The 24,401-nt window shown below is 70.5% G+C and carries 13 protein-coding genes; 7 read left to right on the forward strand and 6 right to left on the reverse strand.

The window, feature by feature from the left end; translation table 11 throughout:
• Positions 1–18 precede the first annotated feature (18 nt).
• Both P8T65_RS10820 and ngcE read right to left on the reverse strand, forming a co-directional pair.
• Entirely contained in the window at positions 19–948 is a 930-nt protein-coding gene (locus tag P8T65_RS10820) for a carbohydrate ABC transporter permease (protein WP_086801846.1), read from the reverse strand.
• 137 nt (positions 949–1,085) lie between these two features.
• Entirely contained in the window at positions 1,086–2,558 is a 1,473-nt protein-coding gene (ngcE, locus tag P8T65_RS10825) for an N-acetylglucosamine/diacetylchitobiose ABC transporter substrate-binding protein (protein ID WP_316725206.1), read from the reverse strand.
• A gap of 469 nt (positions 2,559–3,027) precedes the next feature.
• On the opposite strand from ngcE, the gene P8T65_RS10830 reads away from it, so the two are divergent.
• On the forward strand, positions 3,028–6,825 hold the full coding sequence (locus P8T65_RS10830) for a GH92 family glycosyl hydrolase (protein WP_316731544.1): 3,798 nt from the start codon (positions 3,028–3,030) through the stop codon (positions 6,823–6,825).
• Between the two features lie 259 nt (positions 6,826–7,084).
• On the opposite strand, the gene P8T65_RS10835 is transcribed toward P8T65_RS10830, so the two are convergent.
• The 3 genes from P8T65_RS10835 to P8T65_RS10845 form a co-directional block, all read right to left on the reverse strand.
• Positions 7,085–8,158: a lytic polysaccharide monooxygenase gene (locus P8T65_RS10835; RefSeq protein ID WP_316725207.1), complete on the reverse strand. Its 1,074-nt coding sequence runs from the start codon at positions 8,156–8,158 to the stop codon at positions 7,085–7,087.
• 616 nt (positions 8,159–8,774) lie between these two features.
• Positions 8,775–9,119: a hypothetical protein gene (locus P8T65_RS10840; RefSeq protein WP_316725208.1), complete on the reverse strand. Its 345-nt coding sequence runs from the start codon at positions 9,117–9,119 to the stop codon at positions 8,775–8,777.
• Between the two features lie 277 nt (positions 9,120–9,396).
• Complete coding sequence (locus tag P8T65_RS10845) at positions 9,397–9,942, reverse strand: hypothetical protein (protein ID WP_316725209.1); 546 nt, start codon at positions 9,940–9,942, stop codon at positions 9,397–9,399.
• 60 nt (positions 9,943–10,002) lie between these two features.
• Between P8T65_RS10845 and P8T65_RS10850 the strand changes: the two genes are divergently transcribed.
• The 3 genes from P8T65_RS10850 (at position 10,003) to P8T65_RS10860 (ending at position 15,440) form a co-directional block, all read left to right on the forward strand.
• Positions 10,003–10,509 (forward strand): IS110 family transposase, encoded by a 507-nt coding sequence (locus P8T65_RS10850; protein WP_316725210.1) that lies wholly within the window; start codon positions 10,003–10,005, stop codon positions 10,507–10,509.
• Positions 10,510–10,812: 303 nt separating this feature from the next.
• Positions 10,813–14,145, forward strand: coding sequence for a right-handed parallel beta-helix repeat-containing protein (locus P8T65_RS10855; RefSeq protein ID WP_316725211.1), 3,333 nt, complete (start codon positions 10,813–10,815; stop codon positions 14,143–14,145).
• Complete coding sequence (locus tag P8T65_RS10860) at positions 14,142–15,440, forward strand: S8 family serine peptidase (RefSeq protein WP_316725212.1); 1,299 nt, start codon at positions 14,142–14,144, stop codon at positions 15,438–15,440. Before P8T65_RS10855 ends, P8T65_RS10860 begins: the two co-directional genes overlap by 4 nt.
• A gap of 195 nt (positions 15,441–15,635) precedes the next feature.
• On the opposite strand, the gene eccCa is transcribed toward P8T65_RS10860, so the two are convergent.
• Positions 15,636–19,586, reverse strand: a complete 3,951-nt coding sequence (eccCa, locus tag P8T65_RS10865) for a type VII secretion protein EccCa (RefSeq protein ID WP_316731545.1) — start codon at positions 19,584–19,586, stop codon at positions 15,636–15,638.
• Positions 19,587–19,791: 205 nt separating this feature from the next.
• On the opposite strand from eccCa, the gene eccD reads away from it, so the two are divergent.
• The 3 genes from eccD (at position 19,792) to P8T65_RS10880 (ending at position 23,748) form a co-directional block, all read left to right on the forward strand.
• The gene (eccD, locus tag P8T65_RS10870) at positions 19,792–21,192 is read left to right on the forward strand and encodes a type VII secretion integral membrane protein EccD (protein WP_316725213.1); all 1,401 of its coding nucleotides are present in this window, start codon (positions 19,792–19,794) and stop codon (positions 21,190–21,192) included.
• A 132-nt stretch (positions 21,193–21,324) separates the two neighbouring features.
• Complete coding sequence (gene eccB, locus P8T65_RS10875) at positions 21,325–22,839, forward strand: type VII secretion protein EccB (protein WP_316725214.1); 1,515 nt, start codon at positions 21,325–21,327, stop codon at positions 22,837–22,839.
• A 378-nt stretch (positions 22,840–23,217) separates the two neighbouring features.
• Positions 23,218–23,748 (forward strand): helix-turn-helix transcriptional regulator, encoded by a 531-nt coding sequence (locus tag P8T65_RS10880; protein ID WP_316725215.1) that lies wholly within the window; start codon positions 23,218–23,220, stop codon positions 23,746–23,748.
• Positions 23,749–24,401 lie beyond the last annotated feature (653 nt).

The raw sequence follows: 24,401 nt of genomic DNA on the forward strand, positions 1-24,401 counted from the left end.
TTCTGTCGTCTCTCCCGCTCAGAACTCGACGCGCTCGCGACGGGTGGCCCGCAGCATGACCACCGACACGATCAGGGTGAGGAGCAACATCACGACGCCCATCGCGCAGGCGTAGCCGCTCCTGCCGTACAGCAGGAAGTTCCGCATCATCACGGTCGCCATGACCTCGCTGTGATGGTCGGGGCCGCCTCCGTACTCCCCCGCCGTCATCGTCGAGACCAGGATGAACATGTCCATGGCCGCGATGCCGAGGTAGACCCAGGCGGTCTGCACGGAGTCCCACAGCAGCGGCAGGGTGATGCGGAAGAAGGTGTGGGCGCGGCCGGCGCCGTCGATCAGCGCGGCCTCGTAGATGTCCCTCGGGATGGCCTGCATGGCGGCGGAGAACAGCACCAGGTAGAAGCCGACGCCGTGCCAGACGACGACCAGGATGAGGGCCCAGAGCACCATGTTCGGCTCGTTCAGCCACTCGACGGGACTGCTCTCGTCGACCAGTCCCAGTTTCATCAGCAGGCCGTTGAGCATGCCGCCGCTGTCGCTGCGGTACACGGCGCCGAAGAGCACCGCGAGGATCGCCAGCGACAGCACCTGTGGGAAGAAGTACACGATCTTGTAGAAGCCCGACCCGGCGACCCCGGACACCCCGCCGGCCCGGCCGCGTCCTCCCGCGTTCAGCATGAAGGCGAAGAACAGCGCGAGCAGGATCGTGATGACCGGGATGAACACCAGGAACAGGATGTTGTGCCAGATCGCCTGGAGGAAGATGTCGTCCTCGAACAACGCGGTGTAGTTGTCCAGGCCGATGAAGGAGAAGGTCTGGGACTGGCCCTTCCAATCCGTCAGCGAATAGCCGAACGTCTGGATGTACGGCCAGATCACGAAGATCAGATAAAGCGCCACGGGGACCAGGAGAAACCCCGCGACGAACCGGTTCTGTCCTTTACGCATTGGCGTTTTCCTGCCTCGGGTTCGAGGGGACGAAAAGCGCGCCCCGTCCTTTCAGGGGCGCGGGGAACTGCGCGGTGAGCCACGACGAACCCGCAGCTCACCACAGTGCGCAGCTCCCTCGGCGCTCCGACGCCCCACTAGTCCCGGCGGTTCTTCTTGGAATCCGGGTCCTTCGCCTGCTTGTCCACCGCGGCCTGCGCCCGCTTCAACCACTCGGCCGGCTGGATCCGCTTCGCCATCAGTTCGTTCGACGCGTTCTGGATCGCCGTGTCCATCTCGCTGTACCACTCGGTGTACAGGTAACGGAACGTATTGTCACCGGCGGCCTTGGATGCCTCGACCGTCGACTGCGTGCCCGGCCGCAGTTGCACGCCGGCGTCGACGCCGTCCTTGAGGATGGTCAGCGAGTTGGCCTCCTTGGCGAACAGGGTCGACCATTCCTTGGAGAGCATCATCCGCATGAACTCCTGGGCGGCCGGCAGGTTCTTGGCCTTGGCCGGGATGATGAACGGCTCGCCGGAGCCGGCCCGGATCGCCTCGAACGGCATCACGCTGTCCGGCAGCAGCGGCATCGGCATGAACGTCATGTCGAAGTCGTCCGGGGTCTGCTTGAGCTGCTCGTTCTCCAGCCAGGAGCCGGAGGTGATGAACACGGCCTTGTACTGGTTCCAGCGGGTCTGGGACTCGGTGTGGGTGAGGCCGTTCGTGCCGGGCATCAGATAGCCCTTCTCGACGACCTCGTAGATCGCCTCGACGCCGGCCTTCGCGGCGTCGGAGCCGACGAACGCCTTCGGGTCGAGGTTGTCGATCGCCTTCATGGCCTCCAGTCCGCCGGTCTTGGCGATCAGGTCCATGATGGCGACGTTGATGTAGTACGGGTACTTGCCCTGGTGGGCGAGGCCGCCGATGCCCTTGGCCTTGGCCTCCTTGCAGATGGTGAGGAAGTCCGCCCAGGTCTTGGGCTCCTCCCAGCCGTTCTCCTTGAAGAGCTTGCCGGAGTACCACAGGCCCCACACCGTGTAGATGTAGTTGAGGGCGACGACCTTGTCCTCCTGCATGCCCGCGTCGAGCGTGCCGGGGATGAGGGTGTCGCGGACCTTCTTGGCCGGGTCGTCGATCGAGGGGGCGTCCAGCACCGCGGCGAGGTCGAGGAGCTGGTCGTTCTTGTAGAGGACGTCGATCGGGATCTGCTGGGCGCCGGAGTCGTCGACGATGTCCGGCGGGTTGCCCGCGTTGAACCGGGGCTGGAGCTTGCCGGTGATCTCCTGGGTTCCGGTGTGGGTGGAGGTGACCCCCCACTTCTTCTGGAAGGAGGCCTCCCAGGCCTTGGCGTAGGCGTCGCCGTAGCCGCCCTTGAAGATGACGACGTCGAGCTTGCTGCCCTTCTTGACGCCGAAGGGGTTCGACTCGGAGGACTCGCCCTGGGTGTCCTCGGAGGTGTCGTCCCCGCCGCCCCCGCTGGCACACGCCGACAGGAAGCTCATCGTGGGGACGGTGATCAGGCCCAGCGCGGCGGACCGCTTGATCAGATCGCGGCGGCCGACGCCCTCGGGGTGGGTGGTGCCGGTGCCCTCGGGGCCGTGGTCGGGCTCAGCGGTAGTGGATCCCATGCTCAAGTCCTCGCCTTCTCCAGGACTCAGGCGGTGAACCGGATCCTCCCGGCACCGCGGTCGGTTCAAGCTGGGGTCGTGCGTGAGGATTCAACAGGGGCAACACGGCGGTCGGAGCGCGGACACGTCCGCGACCACCGGTAATTCCCCCCAGGTAGTGCCGTCCACGTCGTGCGACCACTATGCGGACGCCGACAGGTATAGTCCACTTCCCGCCAGAGGGGCAAGATCGAATGCAAGGTTCACCTTCGGTCTTTTCCGAGTTGAGACCTCTCGGAAATATGAGCGGCCTTGCGTCACCTGACCGAAAAATCCCCGCCATTCGGTCCGGATGGCGCAGTCAACACCCTTGACATCACTCGTCACTTCAACCCCTACTGGTCCCCGCGTTACACAGTCGACAACGTTGTCCTCTTTCGGTCACTTCTTGATCGGAAACAGTCTGCTGGACGTAGGGAGGGTGCTGCTGATGCGGCACGGAAGGAGTTCCACGGCGGTGTTCGGCGCCGTCGCGTTCGCTCTGGTGATGGCCTCGCAGGGGGCGGCCGTGGCGTTACCGGACCGGCCGGCGGCCGGTGCGCGGGAGTTCGGCTCCTCGTTCGAACCGGACGACCCGGCCCCGGACTGGATCAGCACGGTCGACACCGCCCCGGACGGCTCCCCCCGGGCCTCGGGCGTCGACGGCGGCTACACCACCGGCATTCCGGGCGACATCACCGACCGGGTCACCGAGGTCCGGGCCAGCGGCGAGAACACCGACGGCGGTGAGGTGAAGGAGAACCTCGTCGACGGCGAGTCCGCCACCAAGTGGCTCACCTTCCAGCCCACCGGCTGGGCCGAGTTCGACCTCGCCGGACCGGCCGAGGTGGTGACCTACGCGCTCACGTCGGCGAACGACTTCGAGACCCGCGACCCGAGGGACTGGACCCTCAAGGGCTCCACCGACGGCAAGGAGTGGAAGACCCTCGACACCCGCTCCGGCGAGAGCTTCGCGGAACGGTTCCAGACGAAGTCGTACGACATCCCCCAGGGCGCGGTGGCCGGGTACCGGCACTTCCGGCTCGACATCACCCGGAACAACGGCGCCTCGATGATCACCCAGCTCGCCGATGTGCGGTTCTCCACGGGCGGCGGGCAGGCGCCCCCGCCGAAGGAGATGCTGTCGCTGGTCGACCGGGGCCCGAGCGGATCCGCGACCGCGAAGGCCGGCGCGGGCTTCACCGGCAAGCGGGCCCTGCGGTACGCGGGCCGCCACACCGCGGACGGGCCGGCCCACTCGTACAACAAGATCTTCGACGTGGACGTGGCCGTCGAGCGCGACACCGAGCTGGCCTACCGGATCTTCCCGTCGCTGGCGGACGGCGACCTGGACTACGACGCCACGAACGTCTCGGTCGACCTGGTCTTCACCGACGGCACCTCCCTCAGCGAGCTGGGAGCGGTGGACGGCCACGGCTTTCCGCTGTCGCCGCGCGGGCAGGGCGCGGCGAAGGTGCTGTACGTCAACCAGTGGAACGACGTGGTCGCGCGGATCGGGTCGGTCGCGGCCGGGCGGACCGTGGACCGGATCCTGGTGGCGTACGACTCCCCGAAGGGCCCGGCGCGGTTCCGCGGCTGGCTCGACGACGTGACGCTGCGGGTCCGGGCGCCCGAGCGGCCGAAGGCGCATCTCTCCGACTACGCGGTGACCACCCGGGGGACGAACTCCAGCGGCGGCTTCTCCCGCGGCAACAACTTCCCGGCGACGGCGGTGCCCCATGGCTTCAACTTCTGGACGCCGGTGACCAACGCGGGTTCCCTGAGTTGGCTGTACGACTACGCGCGGGGCAACAACGCGGACAACCTGCCGACCGTCCAGGCGTTCAGCGCCAGTCATGAGCCGAGCCCCTGGATGGGCGACCGGCAGACCTTCCAGGTGATGCCCTCGGCGGCCACCGGGACACCCGAACTGAGCCGTACATCCCGGGCGTTGGCCTTCCGGCACGAGAACGAGACGGCCCGGCCCTACTACTACGGGGTGCGCTTCGAGAACGGTGTCAGGGCCGAGATGGCACCCACGGACCACGCGGCGGCGCTGCGCTTCACCTACCCCGGCGACGACGCGAGCGTGATCTTCGACAATGTGACCGACCAGGCGGGGCTGACCCTGGACAAGGACGCCGGGGTCGTCACCGGGTTTTCGGATGTGAAGTCCGGGCTGTCCACGGGCGCGACCCGGCTCTTCGTGTACGGAGTCTTCGACGCGCCGGTCACGGACGGCGGCTCGACCGGGGTGAAGGGCCACCTCCGCTTCGACGCGGGCGCGGACCGCACGGTGACGCTGCGACTCGCCACCTCCCTCATCAGCCTGGACCAGGCCAAGGACAACCTGCGCCAGGAGATCCCCGAGGGCACCTCTTTCACGACGGTGAAGAACCGGGCGCGGGCGCAGTGGGACCGCGTCCTCGGGAAGGTGGAGGTCGAGGGCGCGACCCCCGACCAGCTGACCACGCTCTACTCGAACCTCTACCGGCTGTATCTGTACCCCAACTCCGGCTTCGAGAAGGTGGGTTCGACCTACCGGTACGCCTCGCCGTTCTCCCCGATGACCGGCCCGGACACCCCGACCCGCACCGGCGCGAAGATCGTCGACGGCAAGGTCTACGTCAACAACGGCTTCTGGGACACCTACCGGACCACCTGGCCCGCGTACGCGCTGCTGACGCCCGACAAGGCCGGCGAGATGGTCGACGGTTTCGTACAGCAGTACAAGGACGGGGGCTGGACCTCCCGGTGGTCCTCCCCCGGCTACGCGGACCTGATGACCGGCACCTCCTCGGACGTGGCGTTCGCGGACGCATACGTCAAGGGTGTGGACTTCGACGCGCGGTCGGCGTACGAGGCGGCCCTGAAGAACGCCACCGTCGTGCCGCCGTCGGCGGGCGTCGGCCGCAAGGGCATGGCCACCTCCCCCTTCCTCGGCTACACCAGCACCGACACCCACGAGGGCCTGTCCTGGGCGCTGGAGGGCTACCTCAACGACTACGGCATCGCGCGCATGGGCCAGGCGCTGTACCGGAAGACCGGCGAGAAGCGCTACCGGGAGGAGGCGGCGTACTTCCTCGACAGGGCCCGCGACTACGTCGAGCTGTTCGACGGGAAGGCCGGGTTCTTCCAGGGCCGCGACGGCACCGGTGCCTGGCGGGTCGACTCCGCGTCCTACGACCCCCGGGTCTGGGGCCACGACTACACCGAGACCAACGGCTGGGGGTACGCCTTCACCGCACCGCAGGACAGCAAGGGCCTGGCCAACCTGTACGGCGGTCGCGGCGGGCTGGCGAGGAAGCTGGACACCTACTTCTCCACCCCGGAGACGGCCTCCCCCGAGCTCGTCGGCTCCTATCCCGGGGTCATCCACGAGATGACCGAGGCCCGTGACGTCCGGATGGGCATGTACGGCCACTCCAACCAGGTCGCCCACCACGCGATCTACATGTACGACGCGGCCGGGCAGCCCTGGAAGACCCAGGAGAAGGTCCGCGAGGTGCTCTCCCGCCTCTACGTCGGCAGCGACATCGGCCAGGGCTACCACGGCGACGAGGACAACGGCGAGCAGTCCGCCTGGTACCTCTTCTCCGCGCTCGGCTTCTACCCGCTGGTGATGGGCAGCGGCGAGTACGCCGTCGGCTCCCCGCTGTTCACCAAGGCGACCGTCCACCTGGAGAACGGCAGGGACCTGGTCGTCGAGGCCCCGAGGAACAGCGCCAGGAACGTGTACGTGCAGGGTCTGAAGGTCAACGGCAAGGCCTGGACGTCCACCGCACTGCCGCACTCGCTCCTCTCACGCGGGGGTGTGCTGAGGTTCGACATGGGACCGGAGCCCTCCCGCTGGGGCACGGGGGAGAGCGCGGCCCCGGTGTCGATCACGAAGGACGACAAGGTGCCCTCTCCGCGCAGCGACGCGATCGAGGGCGACGGGGAGCTGTTCGACGACACCTCGTCGACGAAGGCGTCCGTGGGGACGGTGACGCTGCCGACTCCCGCCCGGACCAGGGCGGTCCAGTACACGCTGACCTCCGCCGACCGCACCGAGGCCCCGGCCGGCTGGACCCTCCAGGCGTCCACGGACGGCAGGACCTGGAAGACCCTCGACCGGCGCTCCGGCGAATCCTTCGCCTGGGACCGCCAGACCCGGGCCTTCTCCGTACCGGCCCCGAGGGCGTACGACCACTACCGGCTCGTCCTCGACGACACGGCGACGCTCGCGGAGGTGGAGCTGCTGTCCTGACACCTGGACGGAGGCGGCCGGGCACCTCGGTCCAACCGGCTTGACTTGGTTGCCCGTTGGAACGATAGAGTCTTGTCCAGACCACTCGACAACGTTGTCCTGCCGAGGGGTCCCACAGCCGCACTCCCCCGCGCCCGGTCTCCCCCGTACCGGGTCGCGGCTCGCGGACCGGGTGGGCACGCACCGCCCGCCCACCCGGTCCGCCCCGAGCGCGACATCCGCCCCCGCACAGGGCCGGTGCCGCGAACGGGAGCCGGGCTCAGCCCACCCGGCAGGGCAGCGTGGTCGCGGGATCACCTCCCGGCCCTTGCACCACATAGCCGAAGGTGGCGGTTCCACCGGGATCCAGCGACCCGTTCCAGTTCGCGTTGTGCACCATCACGTCCTGTCCGGTGTAGGTCGCGCTGCCGCTCCAAAGGCTGTCGACCTTCTGCCCGGCCGGCAGTGTCCAGTTGACCATCCAGCCGAGCATCGGCACGTCGCCGGTGTTGGTGACGACGACCTCGGACTGGTAGCCGCCGTTCCAACTGCCCGTCGTACGCCGGGTCGCGGCGCACTCCCCCGGCACCGGGTCGGTGGGGTCGCCGGGCTGCTTGATCCCGGTCACCTCGCCGTTGCCCCCGTCGAAGACGACGTCGGAGCAGGAGTAGAAGGTCTCCTGGCTGTCCGAACGCTGCCAGACCATGTAGATGATGTGGCGGCCCGACTTGTTCGCGGGCAGTTGGCCCCGCCAGGAATAGTTGGCCTCGACCGTGCCCGGGCTGCCGTTCAGTGGCGGGTGGTCGACGCTCAGGAACGGCTGTGCCTCCATGTCGTTCCAGGTGAGCGTCTTCGTCGGGTCGAAGCCGTCCTTGGTGATGTAGACGTAGAACCAACCCGGGTGCGCCGCCCACGCGTTGTACGAGAAGTCGACGGTCGCTCCGGAGGTGAGATGGGTCAACGGCCAGTCGGCGCTGGGCGTGTTGAACCCGGTGAAGTTGGTGTTGCCACCGCTGCACAGCTGACCGTCCGGGACGAAGCCACGGGTCCGGCCGGCGCCGTCCGAGCGGAGCACGGAGAACCAGTTGTAGAACGGCGTCGTCCCGCTGACCTGCTGCGCGGAACGACAGGCCGGGTTGATCGGTTCGATCTCCCCGGTGTCGGTCAGCCCGTCCTGCCAGCACAGGAACGTACGGCTGCCGGGCTTCATCGGAGTGCCGTGCGCCTCCGCCTTGCCGCTGCCGGCGGTGACGACGAGACCGAGCGCCGGGATCGTGGTCACGAGGGCGAGCAGGACGAGGAGGAGGGCCTGGTGGCGTCGGGGCAGCGTCGATCGTGGAATTGTCACGCGCATGACAAGAACTCCTTGCGTGTACGGCTCGGAGGTGGGGAACGTGCGGGTGCCGGTGCGGAGGCGCCGCGCGGTTGCCGGCGCGGAGGTGGGGGCGTTGGGCGGTGCGGAGGTGGGGGGTTGGGCGGGAGCAGATCCGAAGGGTGACGGGTTCCGGTCCGCCATCCTGATGGGAGCGCTCCCACCCACCTTCTTCGGAAGCTAGCGCGGAGCGCGGCGCTTGTAAACGGGTGACGCGCGGCGACCCGCGCGAAGGGTGCACGGCTCCCCGTGGGGGCCGGCGGGCGCGAGGGTCGCCGGACCTTCTGCGCCGCGCACCACGGCCACCGGGGCGGAGGGGGTGAGGTGGTCCAGCTGTGTCCCTCGTCGAGCGCGAGCCGGACCACGGACTGCGGACGGCTCTCCCACGCGGGCCTGCTTCAGCCCGACCCAGGCCGATCGCTCGTCGGCGACCACGACGACGTCACGGCCGCCGTCGGCGGAGTCGTCCGGAACCGTCCACTGGCGGCCGCCCCGGGCGGCCAGGACTCCAGTCGGACCCCGTCGAGCGTCGTCAGGATCCTGCCGTCGGACAGTTCCTCCACCGCGCGGACGTTGCGGCGCGGATCCCACTCCGCGCTCAGCCCGGAGAGCGTCCGGCGGGTGTGCTCCCGGCCGTCCGGGCGCGGGGCCGCCACCCGTGGGCCGGCCAGCTCCTCGTCCGGGGGACCGATCGCGGCGGTACTGCCCTCCAGTCGGCGCGGCGCACCACGGCGATGTGCCCCTCGGTCCAGGCGTCCTCGTCGTCCCAGTCGTCGGGCGGTGCCGTCAGCACGCGTAGTCGCTGGTCGTCGAGCCACTCCAGGCCCAGGACCTGACGACCCGGCCCGTCCTCGATGAGCGACGTGGCCGTGCCCGACTCCAGGTCCAGCAGGAGCAGTTCGCCCTCGAAGAAGTAGCCGCCGTCGTAGTTCCCCGTGCCCACCGCGAGGAGCGGGAGGCGGGATGGAAAGCCAGCGCGTGGACGGGGTGGCGGGCGTGGAGAAGGGCACGGCACGCGAGGTCGTCGGCGCCGTAGACACCGACCGGTGTGATCCTGCCGAACCCGTGCAGGCCCGCGAACGCCCCGGTCGTGCCCGCCACCGCCAGCAGCCGACGGGGCTCGCCCTCGACGGCCAGGGCGGGATCACCGATCTCGGCGGACGGGCGGCCGCCGAGGACCCGGTCGAGGTGGAAACGGGCCGAACGGGTCGAACGGGTTGTCATGCCGGCGATTCTCCCGGCGATTCTGTCGGTGCTTCTGTCGGTGCTCCTCTCCAGGGGCGTTCGGCGAGGAGGCGGGCGGTGGTCAGGAGGCGGCGGGTCAGCTTCACATGGGTGCCGGTGCCGAGGACGAGCAGCCGGTAGAGGCCGCCGACCGGGCCCGGGAAGGTGGCGCGGGTCTCGGCGCGGAGGCGGACACCGCCGCCCGGCTCCGCGTCGTCCAGGCGGAAGGTCCAGGTGTACGAGGAGAAGCGGTGGCGGCCCAGGAGAGTCAGTTCCCGGGGCGGGACCGCGCTCGCGGTGCGGAAGCCGGGGAAGGTCGTCTCGCCCGCGACGGGCGGGCGTGGTCCGCCCGCCGTGTGGTCGGCGCAGCCGACGAGCTTGGCGTAACGGACCGCCGAGGGGCGGGAGAAGGCCCAGTCGAGCGCCTCGGCCAGGGCCCACCAGACGTCCTCGACGTCGGCCGCGACGAGGACCGTGTGCTCGTCGACGAAGGGCAGGGGGCGGCGGGGGCGGCACATCGGTGCGTCCGGGGGGACATCCATGGGGACGAGTCTTCGCTCAAGGCGCGCCCCGCGCCAGCGGATTGCCCGGCCGAGGTGGCCATGCGACCCGCTCATCTGCTCCGCGGAGCCCGAGCGGGGGTTGGCGTCGAGGCCGTCGACACCTCGGCACACGTGATGCACTGCGCGGGCCTCCGTGATCGCCCCGCGCTGTCCGCCGAGCACCGCACAGCCATCCATGCACTGCGTTCCACCGCTCAGCGCATGCGCCATCCGCAGGCCGAGGCACGCGAACGGGAGAAAGAGCTCCTCCAGCTCGTTCACGAAGATGCGCCGGAGCTGCTGGAGTTGCCTGGCATCGGCGCGATCACTGGGGCACAGGTCCTGGTCAGCCGGCCGCACCAGGGCCGATTCCGCTCCGAAGCGGCCTTCGCCTCCTTCGCAGAGGTCACAGTGATCCCCGCCTCCTCGGGTCTGACCGACAAACACCGGCTCAACCGGGGCGGCGACCGCCGGCTGAACCGAGCCATGCACACCATCATCCTGATCAGGACGCGACTGGACCGCGCCACGAAGACGTACGTCGCCCGCCCTGTCAGCGAAGGCTAGAGTTCCCGCGACGCGCAGCGGTGCCTCAAGCACAGCATCTGCCGTCAGATTTTCAAGATCACTGAACGAAGGAACCGGCCGAACGAGGAGGAGATCCTCAAGCAGGTTGACAAGACATAGCAGCCTCTGTGTGATCGACGGGGAGCCGACCGCGACCAAGTAGTCATAAAGCTCAAGTCACCCTCAGGCAGCTGGAGTCCTGCTCCGCATCGGGGCAGCTGGGCAGGGCGATACCCGGCATGATGGTGACCCAAGGCAATTCGGGGGCGGGCTCGTGGCCTTGCGAGGCCACGAGAAGGAGGAATGCGCGTGTCACGCCAGGTACTTAGGGTCAGCCCTGAGGGATCCGACGGCTTTCGGACGATCGGTGAGGCCTTGGCCAGGGCACGTAGCGGTGCCGTCGTCAGCGTAGCCCCCGGCACGTACGGGGAGAACCTCACCATCACCACCCCGGTCACCATCGTGGCGGAGCAGGCCCGCGGCAGTGTCCAGATATCGCCCCGTCGCGGCAGCGCTCTGGTACTCAGGGCCGAAGCCGTCATGCTCACCGACCTGGTGCTGCGAGGTCGCGACGAGGAACTGCCCGTCATCGACGCGCCGCGCGGACAGGTGGCCATGGACGGCTGCGAGGTCATCGGCTCCGCCTGGACGGCCCTGGTGGCCCGGGCCGCCGGCTCGCTCGCCCTACGGGACTGCCGGGTCAGCAATCCTGTGGGAGCCGGCGTCGTGGTCACTTCGACGGTGGAGAGTTCCGTCGAGTCCTGCACGATCGAGCACCTCGGCACCTCCGGGGTGGTCATCGGTGAAAGCGGCCGGATGACCCTGCGCGGCTGCACAGTTCGTGATGCTCGCGGCAATGGTGTACTCGCCAACGGAGAGGCCCAGGGGTCGGTCGAGGAGTGCGACATCTCCTCGACCGACAAGCCCGCCGTCGCCCTGGAAGGCAACAGCACCATGCGAGTACTGCGAACCGTGGTGCACGACACCAGCACGGGGGTTCAACTCGCCAGCCGGGCCAGGACGGAACTCGAGGATGTGCGTGTCACCGGCACCACCGGCGTCGGCATCGTGGTCAGCGGTGGCAGCGACCCCGTCGTCCGCCGATGCCGCACGGCACGGACCAAGGGCCATGGGCTCCTGGTCACCGAACGCTCCCGGGGCACGTACGAGGACTGCTGGCTGGACGCGGCTCAGGCCCCCGCCCTCCGGGTGAGCGGACACGCCTCTCCCGTCCTGGTCGGCCTGACCGTCAGGGACTGCGCGGCGACCGCGGTGCTGCTGGAGGAGGACTCGGCCGCCGAATTGGACCGGCTCGATGCCACCGACGCCCTGGGATCCGGCATTTCCATACGCACGGGTGCCAACCCGCTGGTCAGACGTGCCCGTATCAACGCGCCGCGAGGGCACGGGGTGGAAGTCCTGAAAGACGGCCGGGGCCGGCTGGAGGACTGCACCGTCGAGCGTGCAGGCCGCTGCGGTGTCAGGGCCGAGGACGACGGCAACGTCTACATCGGGGGCGGAGCGGTCCTCGCGCCCGCCGCCGCCGGCGTGTCGATCGGCGCCGACGGCATCATGACCGTGCGGGACCTGGAGATCACCGAGGCCGAGGAGTCCGGCGTCGTGGTCGAGGGCGGCGGGGAGGTGACCGCGACCCGGCTCCGGGTGGCCGGCAGCGGTAGGCACGGGGTCCTGGTCGCCGACGGCGGACGCGGCTCGTTCAACTCCTGTGAGATCAGCGGCAGTACGGAAGACGGTCTGTGCGTCGAGTCCACCGACCCGGTGTCCGTGGTCAACTGCACCGTCCGGGACAACGGCGGCGGCGGACTCGTCCAGTCCAGGCCCGGTGAGCGGCTCGCCGTCGACGGACTGACCAGCACCGGCAACGGCAAGCGGGACGCCTGGGGTTCCGACGGAACCTACGGCTCCGCCGGGGTGGACGGTGCCGCCGACGCGGACGCCCGGCTCACGCGGGCGGACGGGCCACTCGGCACCCTCGACGCCCTCATCGGCCTGAGCAGCGTCAAGCACCAGGTACGTACGCTGGTCAACCTGACCCGTCTGGCCCAGCGCCGGGCCAAGCTCGGCATGCCCGCCCCGCCGATGGGCCGTCACCTCGTGTTCGCGGGCCCTCCCGGTACCGGCAAGACCACCGTGGCCCGACTCTACGGGGCGGTCCTCGCCGAACTCGGCGCACTGCGTTCGGGACACCTCGTCGAGGTCTCGCGGGCCGACCTGGTGGCGCAGGTCATCGGCGGCACCGCCATCAAGGCCACCGAGGCGTTCAACCGCGCCCTGGGCGGCGTACTGTTCATCGACGAGGCTTACACCCTGCTTTCCGACAGCCGTGGCTCCGGCGCCGACTTCGGAAGGGAAGCGGTCGACACCCTCCTCAAGCTCATGGAGGACCATCGCGACGACGTGGTGGTCGTCGCCGCCGGGTACTCCGCCGAGATGGAGGCGTTCCTGACCTCCAATCCCGGTCTGGCCTCGCGTTTCTCCCGGACTGTGGAATTCGAGAACTACGCGGTGCCCGAACTGGTGGCGATCGTCGAGAGCATGTGTTCCGGGCACCAGTACGTGCTCGACGACACCACGCGCAAGGCCCTTGCCGTGCACTTCGAGCGCATGCCCAGGGATGCGACCTTCGGCAACGGCCGCGCCGCCCGCCAGGTGTTCGAGGGGATGGTGGACCGCCAGGCGTCCCGCCTGGCCACGCTGACGGACATGACCGACCAGGACCTCCAACTGCTCCTCCCCGAGGACATCGGGGAGGAAGCCGCACGCGCGGCCGCCGACGGGGCAGGCGAAGGCCCGGACGGTGACCCGTTGGCCCGCCTGGGCGACCTGGTGGGCCTGGCAGCCGTCAAACGCGACGTCACCGATCTGGTCAACCTGCTGTCCGTCACCCGCCAGCGGGAAGCCGCGGGGCTGCCCGCGCCGCGCATCAGCCACCACCTGGTCTTCACCGGGCCGCCGGGCACCGGAAAGACCACGGTGGCGCGGCTCTACGGCGAACTGCTCCTCTCGCTGGGCGTGCTGCCGCGGGGCCAGCTCGTCGAGGTGGCGCGTGCCGACCTCGTCGGCCGGTACGTCGGTCACACGGCGCAGCTGACCCGGGCGGTATTCGAACGGGCCCTGGGAGGCGTGCTGTTCGTCGACGAGGCCTACGCCCTGACCCCCACCGGAGCGGGTGCCGGGTCGGACTTCGGGCAGGAGGCGGTGGACACCCTGCTGAAGCTCATGGAGGACCACCGGGACGAGGTCGTGGTCATCGTCGCCGGCTACACCGCGGAGATGGAGCGCTTCCTGTCCTCCAACCCGGGCCTTTCCTCGCGCTTCTCCCGGCGGGTGGAGTTCGCCGACTACTCCTCGGACGAACTGGTCACCATCGTGCGGCAGCACGCGGCCGCCGCCGGGTACGAGTGCGGGCCGGGCACGGGCCAGGTGCTGCGCTCGTACTTCGAGTCGCTTCCGCGTGACCGCTCCTTCGGCAACGCGCGGCTCGCCAGACAGGTTTTGGAGGGAATGATGACACGTCAGGCCGGTCGGCTGAGCACGATGGCAGCCCCTGGGCTGGAGGACCTGCGGCTGCTGCTTCCCCAGGACGCGGTGCCGGGTAGGGCGGTGTCCGAATGACCCGAACCGCAGGATGGCCCGGCCTTCCGCCCCGGCCCGGGAGCGGCGCCGGTGGCGGTGGCGGTGGCGGCCACAACATCACGCGCCGCCAGAGGCGCCGTCACGCGCTGCCGGTCCTCGTCAGCCTTCTGTCCGCGTCCACGATGGTGGTCGGGCCGATGGCCGCGGTCGGTGCGGCGTCCGGGGACCCCATACGGCTGCCGGTGATGCCGTCCCGGCTGGCGGCCGGGGCCGCCTGTACCGGCGCCTCCGACACGGTGGCCAAGGCCATGCCCTGGGAGCAGCAGAACCTGCAGCTGACCAGAACACGGGAGTTCGGTACGGGCGCCGGGGTGACGGTGGCCGTCGTCGACACCGGGGTCTCGCTCCTGGCACCCACCCTGGCGGGCCGGGTCACCGCGGTCGGTGAGGCGGGGGAGGACTGCGTGGGCCACGGTACGTTCGTGGCCGGGTTGATAGCCGCCGCCCCCGTGAAGGGCGTCGATTTCGCCGGAGCGGCCCGGCAGGCACGCATCGTGGCCGTGCGCGGCACGGACAAGCGCGGGACGGCGACGGACACCACGGTCGCAGCCGGCATCCGGGCGGCGGTGGACGCCGGGGCCCGGGTCATCGCGGTGTCCCCGGCGCTGACACGCGATTCCGCCACCCTCAGGAGCGCCGTTTCCTACGCCGCCGGCCACGACGCCCTGATCGTGGCCGCCGCGGCTCCCGACGCCTCACGCGACAGCACGTCCTCCGCCCCGCCGCCCGCCGACTACTGGCCGGCGGCCGCAACCGGTGTGCTGTCCGTCGTCGACGTCGACGTGCAGGGCCGAAGGCCGCAGGGCGCGTTCACACCGAGGCATGCCGACGTCGCCGCACCGGGCGACGGCGTCCTCGGCATCGGTCCCCGGGGGCGGGGCCACTTCATCGGTTCCGGACCGTCACTCGCCGCCGGTTACGCCGCCGCGACAGCCGCCCTGGTGCGGTCCGCCCACCCCGGCCTGACCGCCGCCGGGACAGCACGCCGACTGATCACCACCGCGTACCCGGCGGACGTACCACAGCTCGACCCCTACGGGGCTGTCACCTCCGTGCCGGGTGCGTCTCGCGACCGGGCCGCGAGGGCCGACGGTTCCCGGCCGGTGCGTCTGGAGAGGGACGAGGCGGGCGCCCGTGCGACGCATCGTGCCCTGATGGTGGCGGGGGCGGGCGGCGGCCTGGTTCTGGTGGTCGCCTGGGCCGCTGTTGCCGCCCCGAAGGGCCGCGCCCGCCGGTGGCGCCCGGCCGGGAACGGGGCGTCGCCGCCTGCCTGAACTGGTTGGCCACCGCCACTGCCACCGTCGTCGGGCCGAGCCATTTCCCGCTCGGGGCTTCCCCGACTTGCTGCATCGTTGCTGTGGGGCGGGGATGTGCCGGTGGGGCCGCGGCGTCGCCATCCGTCCGGGACGGACGGCGACGCCGCGGCCGGTCGAGGGGCCCTGCCCGGGCGCCCCTCGCCGGGCCGGGCGTCATTCCTTGCCCTGGCCCTCCCCGGTCGGCTCGTCCAGCAGCGCGGTCTGCATGAGGACGGCCTTGCGGCGGGCGATGTACTGTGCCCGGCCGGGCGGCAGGTTGCGCGGCTTGATGTTGCCGAACAGGTACCCCTCCGAGGGCGGGCAGGACATCAGCAGTCCTGGCGTGTTGACCTCGTCCAGGCGCCTGAGCAACTGGTCGTTCAGGCCCCTCCCCGCTCCGGTCGCGGACCGTGTCACCACCAGGTGCAGCCCCACCTCGTGACCCAGGGCCAGATGGTCGAACAACGGGTCGAAGGGGTGGCCGACGGCGAGGCCGCCGCCGACCATGTCGTAGTCGTCGACGAGCACGAACAGTCTGGGCCCCGTCCACCAGTCCGCGAGGCGCATCCGGGCCGGAGTGATGTCCGGTCCGGGCACGCGGGCCTTGATGGCCCGGGCCGAACCGCTCACCAGCTCCCGCAGGGCATCGAGCGACACCGCGTGCCCGAGGCGGTATTCCTCCGGCACCGCCTCGACCAGCGTGCGACGGTAGTCCACCGCCAGGATGCGGGCCTCGCTGGGCGTGTGGCGGGCGGTGATGGCCGAGGCGACCAGCCGCAGCAGGTTGGTCTTCCCGCTCTCCGTGTCGCCGACGGCGATCAGGTGCGGCGTACGGCTGAAGTCGTGCCACACCGGCGACAGGGTCGCCTCGTCGAGCCCCAGCGGAATCCGCAGTCCGTCGGCCAGTTCCGCCTCCGGCAGTTCGGAGACGGACAACCGGTGCGGCAGCGTTCGCACGGGCGGTGCGGAAGGGCCCGACCAGCATCCGGCGACCCTCTCCACCAGCCCGGCCACTCCCTCGGTGAGGTCGTCGGCGCTTTCCTGGCCGTCGATGCGCGGCAGTGCCGCCAGGAAGTGCAGCTTGCCGTCCGTCGTGAGGCCACGTCCCGGGCTGCGCGGCACGGTTCCCGCCTTGCGGATGTCGACGACGGAATCCATGGCGTCGCCCAGCCGCAACTCCAGCCGGGTCGCCACCTGGTCGCGTACCTGGGAGGACAGCTCCATCCAGCGAGCCGTGGCGACGGCCAGGTGTATGCCGTAGTTCAGGCCCCGCGCGGCGATCTGGTTGAAGGTGGGGACCAGCGCGTCGAAGTCCTGGCGCAGCGTGCCCCATCCGTCCACCACCAGGAAGACATCACCGTGGGGCTCGTCCTCGAACTCACCGGCCGCGCGGCGCCTGCGGTAGGTCGCCATGGTGTCGATGTTGTGGCTCAGGAAGAACTGCTCACGCTGGTTGAGCAGGGTGGTCACCTCGGCCACCGTACGGCTGACCCGCTCGGCGTCGAGCCGGTTCGCCACACCTCCGACGTGAGGCAGTCCGGCGAGCCCGGCCAGCGTTCCACCACCCAGGTCAAGGCAGTAGAACTGCACCTCGCGGGGGGTGTGGGTGAGCGCGAGGGCGGCGATCAGGGTGCGCAGCACCGTCGACTTGCCGCTCTGCGAACCGCCCGCGACCGCGATGTGCCCGCCGCTGCCGGAGAGATCCACCACGAGCGGGTCACGGCGCTGTTCGAACGGCTTGTCCACCACGCCGACCGGCACCTTCAGCCGGCCGAGTCCCGGCCAGTCGGCGGCAACCAGCCCGTGCTGCGGGTCCTCGGACAGGCCGGGCAGCAGTGCGTCGAGGGTGGGCGGCAGGCCGAGCGGCGGCAACCACACCTGGAGGGCCGTCGGCCCCGCGTCACGCAGCCGCTCCACGGCCACCGACAGCAGGGAGGCCGCGTTCTCCTCCTCCTCCTCCGCCACCTCCGGCTCCGGCTCCGACGGCTGGGCCGGGGAGCGCGGCACCACGTAGTCCGCCGTCCACGGCACCACCTGGCTGGCGACCCGCGCCTGGACCACCGCGCCCCGGCGCGATCGGTACGCCCCCGACACATACGCCGCCCGGAACCTGGTGAGCGCCTCCACGCCGCTCTTGAGGAAACCGGCGCCCGGCTGCGACGGCAGCTGGTAGGCGTCCGGGACACCCAGCACTCCGCGGCTCTCCATGGCCGAGAAGGTGCGCAGACCGATGCGGTACGACAGATGGCTCTCCAACTGGTGCATGCGTCCCTCGTCCAGGCGTTGCGACGCCAGCAGCAGATGCACACCGAGGGACCGGCCCAGTCGGCCGATCATCACGAACAGGTCCATGAAGTCCCGGTGGGCGGAGAGCAGTTCGCTGAACTCGTCGACCACGATGAACAGGCTCGGCAGCGGCGCCAGTTGTGTTCCCGCGGCGCGGGCCTTCTCGTAGTCGAGCGCGGAGGAGTAGTTCCCGGCCGCCCTCAGTAGCTCCTGACGCCGTATCAGCTCGCCGTGGACGGCGTCACGCATGCGCTCCACCAGGGCCGCCTCGTCCGCCAGGTTGGTGATCACCGCCGAGGTGTGCGGCAGCTCGTCCAGGCCGAGGAACGTGGCCCCGCCCTTGAAGTCCACCAGGACGAAGTTCAGGGTCTCCGAGGAGTTCGTCAGCGCGAGGGCCACCACGAGGGTGCGTAGCAGCTCACTCTTGCCCGATCCGGTCGCGCCGATCAGCATGCCGTGCGGGCCCATGCCGCCCTGCGCCGCCTCCTTGATGTCCACTTCGACCGGGGCCCCGTCGGCGCCCACCGCGACCGGAACGCGCAGCCGAGCCGTGCCCGTGCCGCGCTTCCACAACGTCGCCGGATCGTGACGGTGCAGGTCGGAGATGCCGAGCAGGGCGGTCAGCTCCACGTCCGTGGACAGCGGCTCGGCGGTGTCGGCGGACAGGCTCATCCGGTACGGCGCGAGCATCCTGGCCAGCGCCCGGGCGCCGGCCTGGCCGACCGTGTCGGGGCGGCCCAACAGCGTCGACTGCTCCTTGCGGCTGCGGTCGGTGCGCACCAGCCGCATCCCGTCCGGCCGCACGTCCAGCCGCAGCGTGGTGCGTCCCGGTCTCCACCGCAGGGCTTCCGACAGGTCGAGCACGACGACGTTGCGCAAGCCCGTGCCGTCGAGCCGGTGCCCGGCGGGAACCCGGCCTCCGTCCACCACGAGCACGGTGAACGGCTCGTTACGGTCGGGAACGGCCTCGGGGTCGAAGGCGGGCCGCTCGGTGAAGTCCGGGCCGAGCAGGTCCTCCAGACCGTTGAGGTCACCGGCCACCATACGGGCGGGCCCGGCACCGTCCTGCTCGTACGGGTGCAGGTTGTGCGGCAGCCACTTGACCCAGTCCCACTCCGCCCGGCGCTCGTCACTCACACACAGGGCGATCCACAGGTCCTCCGGGGCGTGGAACACCGCCAGCTGGCACAGCACGGTCCGCACCAGACCGCGTACCGCCGCCTCGTCGCCGCGCAGCAGTACCCGGGCCCAGGACCGCAGGTACAGCGCGATCGGCTGATCGGGCACCGTGCTGTAGGCACGCATGAACCGGCGCAGTGCGTGCGCGGACATCGGGTCGAGGTCCTCCACGGGCTTGGCGGACACCGGGGCCAGCTGCATCGCCAGCTGCTGGTCCCCGACGGCCACCCGCACCTCGGCGAAGTCGTCGTCCTTGGTGCGCCGTTCCCACAGCCGTGTGGTCCGCACGATCGAACGCAGCGTCTGAGGCGCGGGATGACGCCAGGCGAGTGCCAACTGCTGCTCTATGACGGCCCGGTGGACCTTCCGCCGGCTTTGCGTCAGATGGCGCAGATAGTCCCGGCGCTCGCCGCTGAGGCGCTGTTTACGCTCGCCGTTCCTGCGCATCACCTGACCGACGATCATGACCACGGATCCCAGGACCATCACGCCCAGCGCCACGTAGGTCAGCACGCCTCCGCTCCCGCCGGGCCGGATGAAGGCCAGCATCATGGCGACGGACATCATTCCCATTGGCAAATAGGTCCATACCGCCGAGTTGTCCGGAACCGTCTCCGGCAGGGTCGGCGGCTCCTGGAGGGTCAATTCACCCTCGGGCATTTCCGGGCCGCGCCTGCGGGCAGGGCGGCGGAATAGGGTGACACTCAAGAATGGACTCCTAACCGTGGCGCGCGACTCATGGGTCGGGCCAAGAGCGGGAAACCCCCAGGGCGTTCACGAATGCTTCGGGGTGTCAGTAGTCTGCATCCGTTCAACTCCCAACACCAAGCTCTGGATGACATTCCTGGGAAGCGTGGCCTCTCCAATGACCGAAAACTCGGTGGCGGCCCTGTGCCATCTCACCGTCCGTGCCCCTGCCAAGACCATGGACCTGGCGGTACCCGCCGACGTTCCCGTCGCGGACCTCCTGCCGACCGTGCTGCGCTATTCCGGCGAGGAACTGGAGGAGAACGGCCTGGACCACGGAGGCTGGGTGCTGCAACGACTGGGCGGGAGCCCCCTGGACGACGAAGGCACCCTGGAGTCGCTCGACCTGAAGGACGGCGAGGTGCTCTATCTGCGTCCGCACTCCGACGCGCTGCCCGAGGTGCGGCTGGACGACCTCGTCGACGGGATCGCCAACCACACGCGCGAACGACTGCACGGCTGGAGTCCCGAGGCCGGCCGCCGGTTGCTCCGCGGGGCCGTGGCGGTCTGCGTGCTGACCGCCCTGGGGGTGCTGGCCTGGCCCGGAGGCCCGGTCGTCCCCCGTGCGGTGACCGCCGCCGTGGCCGGTCTGCTGCTGCTGGCCGGGGCGGCCTCGGCCAGCCGGGCGGTGGGGGACGCGGCAGCCGGCGCGACCCTCGGCTTCCTGGCGGTGCCCTGCCTGGCACTGGCCGGCTGGCTGCTGCCCGGTGGCGCCCTCTCCGGCCCCGACTCCCACCATGTCCTCGGCGCGCGGCTGCTGGCCGCGGGTGCGACGGCCGCCGGCGGAGCGACGCTGGCGGTGGCCGCGGCGGCCGTCTACATCCCGCTCTTCATCGCCACCGCCGTGGTGGCGATCGCCACCGTCTCCGCCGGGGTCCTCATGAGCGTCGTCGACGTGCCGGTGGACGGCGCGGGCGCCGCGGTGGCCGCGGTGGCCGTCGTCCTGGGCGGCTTCGTACCGGCCCTGTCCTTCAAGCTCGCCGGCATGCGGATGCCCCCGTTGCCCACCAGCGCCCAGCAGCTGCAGGAGGGCATCGAGCCCTACAGCGGCAGCGACGTCGAAACCCGGACCGAGCTCGCCGGCAGCTGGATGACGGCCCTGTACGGGGCGACCGGTGCCGTCTGCGCCGGCTGTCTGGCGGCCCTGGTCCGGCAGCCCGGCCTTCCCGAGGTGCTGACCGCCGGCACGTTGTCGCTGCTCCTGCTGCTGCACGGACGCGGCATGGTCAATGTGTGGCAGCGGCTGGCCCTGGTGGTCCCGGGTCTGTGGGGAGCCTTCCTGCTGGCCGTCGGCACCGCGGCCCGGTTGTCCCCGGCCGACCGCCCGGTGTTCGTCGTGGGACTGCTGGCGCTGGCCGCCGCACTGGCCGTCGCCTCCTGGACGGTGCCGGGCCGGCGGATGCTGCCGTACTGGGGCCGCGCGGCGGAACTGCTCCAGTCGCTGCTGGCGATCGCCCTGCTGCCGCTGACGCTGTGGGTGCTCGGTGTCTTCGGCGCCCTCCGGGCGATCAACGGCTGACCGGCGCAGAGAACGGATGACCGGCAGGGAGTACGGCCTACGGGCACGGAGTACGGCTGACCGGCCCAGACGGCGGCTGACCGGCAAAGACGGGGCCGACCGGCACGGAGAACCGAAAGGGAACGCCATCCCATGCAGTCCAAGCGCGACCAGGTCCAGGCCCATTCCTTCGCGATCGGCAGGCTCACCTCCGGCATGCTGCTCGCGGACCCGGACGCCCCGGAGAGCCCGCTGGCCCGCACCACCCGGGGCGCGGCCATCGGTGCGGTCGTCGCCGTGCTCGTAGCGGCCGGCGCGGCGGTGTACGGGCTCGTCTCGCCCGGCGGCAACACCGCGTGGCGGACCTCGGACACCCTGATCGTCAACAGGGACACCGGAGGCCGTTACCTGTACCTCGACGGCCGCCTCAGACCGGTGCGGAACTACGCCTCCGCCCTGCTGATCGGCGCGGGCCGACTGAAGACCACCGATGTGGGCGGCGCGACGCTGCGCGGCACGCCCGTAGGGACCCCGGTCGGCATACCCGGGGCCCCGGACTCCGTGCCGGCGGCGAAGGACCTGGACAGCGGCGCCTGGCACGTCTGCTCGGCCCTCGGCTCCGCCCGGTCCACGGCAACCGCCGCAGCCGCGGCCACCACCCTTGTCGCCGGTGCTCCCGTGGAGGCCCGGGCGATGGCCGACGACCAGGCGCTCGTCGTGAGCGGTCCGGACAAGGCGACGTACCTGGTCTGGCACGGCAGCAGGCTCCGGCTCGACAAGGCCTCCGGCGCGGTCGTCTCCCTCGGCTACGGCTCCGTCACGCCTCGCCCGGTGTCCGCCGCGTTCCTGGACGCGCTGGCCCCCGGTCCCGACCTCGCCCCGCCCGCCGTTCCGGGCCGCGGAGCCGCCGGGCCGTCGCTGGGCGGCGCACGCGGCACGGTGGGCCGGGTGTACGTGGTCCAGGTGCCCGGCTCCACTCCCAAGTACTACCTGCTGAGGAAGGAGGGCCTGGCCCCGCTGACGACCACCGGGGCCACGCTCGTCCTCGGCGACCCGGCCACCCGGGAGAATGCCTACGGCGGCCGCTCGCCGCAGCCCGAGCCGCTGGGCGCGGACGCCCTCCAGGGCCACCTGGCACCCAAGGACCAGGACGGATCCGCCGTCCCCGCGGGCCTGCCGGACTCCCCGCCCCGGGCGGCCGGCGTGCCGGACGGTCTGACGGCCTGCGCCCGGGTGCAGGCCGTGAAAGGGCTGGTCCGCGTCAGCACCGTACTGGTGCCGCCCGAATCCCTGGCTCCGGTGACCCAGTCGGCGCCCGGCGAGTCGGCGGAGGCGTGCCTGCCGGTGGACGCCGTCGTGGTCCGGCCGGGCCGTGGTGCCCTGGTGCGGGTGCTGGGTGCGGGCGGCACGGAGGCGGGCAACACGACGTACTTCGTGGCCGAGGACGGCGTGAAGTACCGGGTGCCTTCCGGTGACGCGCTGAAGGCGCTGGGGTACGGGAACGGGGACGTGGTGACGCTGCCCTCGCCGCTGCTGTCCATGCTGCGGTCGGGGCCGGACCTGGACCCCCGAGCCGCCGCGGGTGGCGGCAGCGCCGGGATCACGCCTCCTGCCTGCGGCAAGGTGCACGGTGGGCGGGGCGGGGCGCCATCGCCTGCCGATGGGTGAGATGCGGGTGTTCGTAGTGCCGGGCGGGTGCACGAAAGGGCAGGTTTCCAGGGCCGGACAGCTCTGACTACCTCAAATGGAAGCGCTCTCATGGGAGTTGGGCCATAACCTCGTGCTGTTCCTCCCCACTGGTTCCACGACCGAGGAGCAGACCCATGTCAGGCGGCGGACGCCAGCCGAGCGCACAGGCGACCCGGCTCGGCGCCCGGCTCGGCCGACCCGGCGAGGCGGAGGCCGACGCCCACTCGTTGCCGCGATGGCCTGTGCCCGCTCCTCGGCTCAGGGCGCTCGGTCCGGGGTGGTGATCGATGGCGCGCCTGGGGCGGCACCTGCATTCCTCTCATGAACAAATGCCCCACAGTAAGGAAGAACCGAGTTATGGATCGACCGCCGTTCTGCGCAGCCAACGCCATGGCAGCACGAGAGCGCACGGGTTTGTCGCCGCATGACGTGGCACGGCAGATGGACGTATTGGACGCCCCTGTCGATCCCGAATTGGTTGTCGCCTGGGAGAGCGGTACGCACTTCCCCACCGAGCCGCAACTATTCGCTTTGGCGGATGTGCTGTGGTGCCGGACCACCGAATTGATGGGCATTGTTCAGCCTCGTACTCTGGCAGAGCATCGGCTCGCCCGACAGTTCAGCGTGACGAGGCTGACTCGGGCCATCGGCATGGATTCCGCTGAATACATGAAGGCCGAGGAGTGGAACCGGTGGCCGGGGAATTTCCTTCAGACGCTGTCCCTTCTGCACGCGCTGAACATCTCCATGCGTGAGTTGGAGGCCGCCTGCGACCTGTACGACGTGGAGGAGATCACCTCATCCCTCACCGAGCACAGGCCGAGACGGATACGCCTCTGGCCGAGGAGACCGACCGCGGATGCGGGTCCCGTTCAGCTCGAACACTGATCGACCAGCCGGACGATCCCGTCGTTGAGATGCCGCCGGCGGAGGGTGAGGTGAGCCGCCGCCCTCGGCAGGGCGTCCCCGCCTTCACGGAACTGCCCCCGGCTCAGGATTTCAGCGGGATTCTTGCGATTCTTCCCAGGCGTTCACACCTGGGAAGAATCGCATCGTGTGGTGGCGGCGCGGAGCGTCGCAGTGTCTTGGGGTTCGGGTGCGGAGCGCCTCATGGCCATGTGCGAGAACCCCGCAGCGTCGACCGTTGCCCCTGGGACCGGTCGATGCGTTCTCGCGAGGTGACGGCGGGCTGTCCCGGACGCGGCCGAGCGGCGGCGAGTCCGCTCGCCCTGGTCCGCACCTCGTCGCCCGCGGCAGTCCTGTACGGACGGGCCGGTCCATGATTTTCACCCGGTCCAAGCCGGGCTTCCCGAGCTTGAGGCCGTCTCGAAGTGCAGGCTCGCGGCCCGGCGGCCGCGGAGGAGTGCAGAACCCGCCGCATCGGCAGAGAAACATCAGGTCAGGCCCGGTACTGGTCACGGTACCGGGCCTGACCTGGCGATTTTCGGTGCCGTCGGGGGCCGGCTGGGCGGTTGGTCCCCGGGCGACGTCAGACGACGGGCGGGTGCCGCGCCGGGTCAGCCGCGGCCGAGGATGCGCTT

The sequence above is a fragment of the Streptomyces sp. 11x1 genome (genome assembly GCF_032598905.1).
GTDB lineage: Bacteria > Actinomycetota > Actinomycetes > Streptomycetales > Streptomycetaceae > Streptomyces.

Coding starts and splice junctions, on each gene's coding strand:
- P8T65_RS10820 (WP_086801846.1), bottom strand. CDS start 948: ATGCGTAAAGGACAGAACCGGTTCGTCGCGGGGTTTCTCCTGGTCCCC.
- ngcE (WP_316725206.1), bottom strand. CDS start 2,558: ATGGGATCCACTACCGCTGAGCCCGACCACGGCCCCGAGGGCACCGGC.
- P8T65_RS10830 (WP_316731544.1), top strand. CDS start 3,028: ATGCGGCACGGAAGGAGTTCCACGGCGGTGTTCGGCGCCGTCGCGTTC.
- P8T65_RS10835 (WP_316725207.1), bottom strand. CDS start 8,158: ATGCGCGTGACAATTCCACGATCGACGCTGCCCCGACGCCACCAGGCC.
- P8T65_RS10845 (WP_316725209.1), bottom strand. CDS start 9,942: ATGGATGTCCCCCCGGACGCACCGATGTGCCGCCCCCGCCGCCCCCTG.
- P8T65_RS10850 (WP_316725210.1), top strand. CDS start 10,003: ATGCGACCCGCTCATCTGCTCCGCGGAGCCCGAGCGGGGGTTGGCGTC.
- P8T65_RS10855 (WP_316725211.1), top strand. CDS start 10,813: ATGCGCGTGTCACGCCAGGTACTTAGGGTCAGCCCTGAGGGATCCGAC.
- P8T65_RS10860 (WP_316725212.1), top strand. CDS start 14,142: ATGACCCGAACCGCAGGATGGCCCGGCCTTCCGCCCCGGCCCGGGAGC.
- eccCa (WP_316731545.1), bottom strand. CDS start 19,586: ATGCCCGAGGGTGAATTGACCCTCCAGGAGCCGCCGACCCTGCCGGAG.
- eccD (WP_316725213.1), top strand. CDS start 19,792: ATGACCGAAAACTCGGTGGCGGCCCTGTGCCATCTCACCGTCCGTGCC.
- eccB (WP_316725214.1), top strand. CDS start 21,325: ATGCAGTCCAAGCGCGACCAGGTCCAGGCCCATTCCTTCGCGATCGGC.
- P8T65_RS10880 (WP_316725215.1), top strand. CDS start 23,218: ATGGATCGACCGCCGTTCTGCGCAGCCAACGCCATGGCAGCACGAGAG.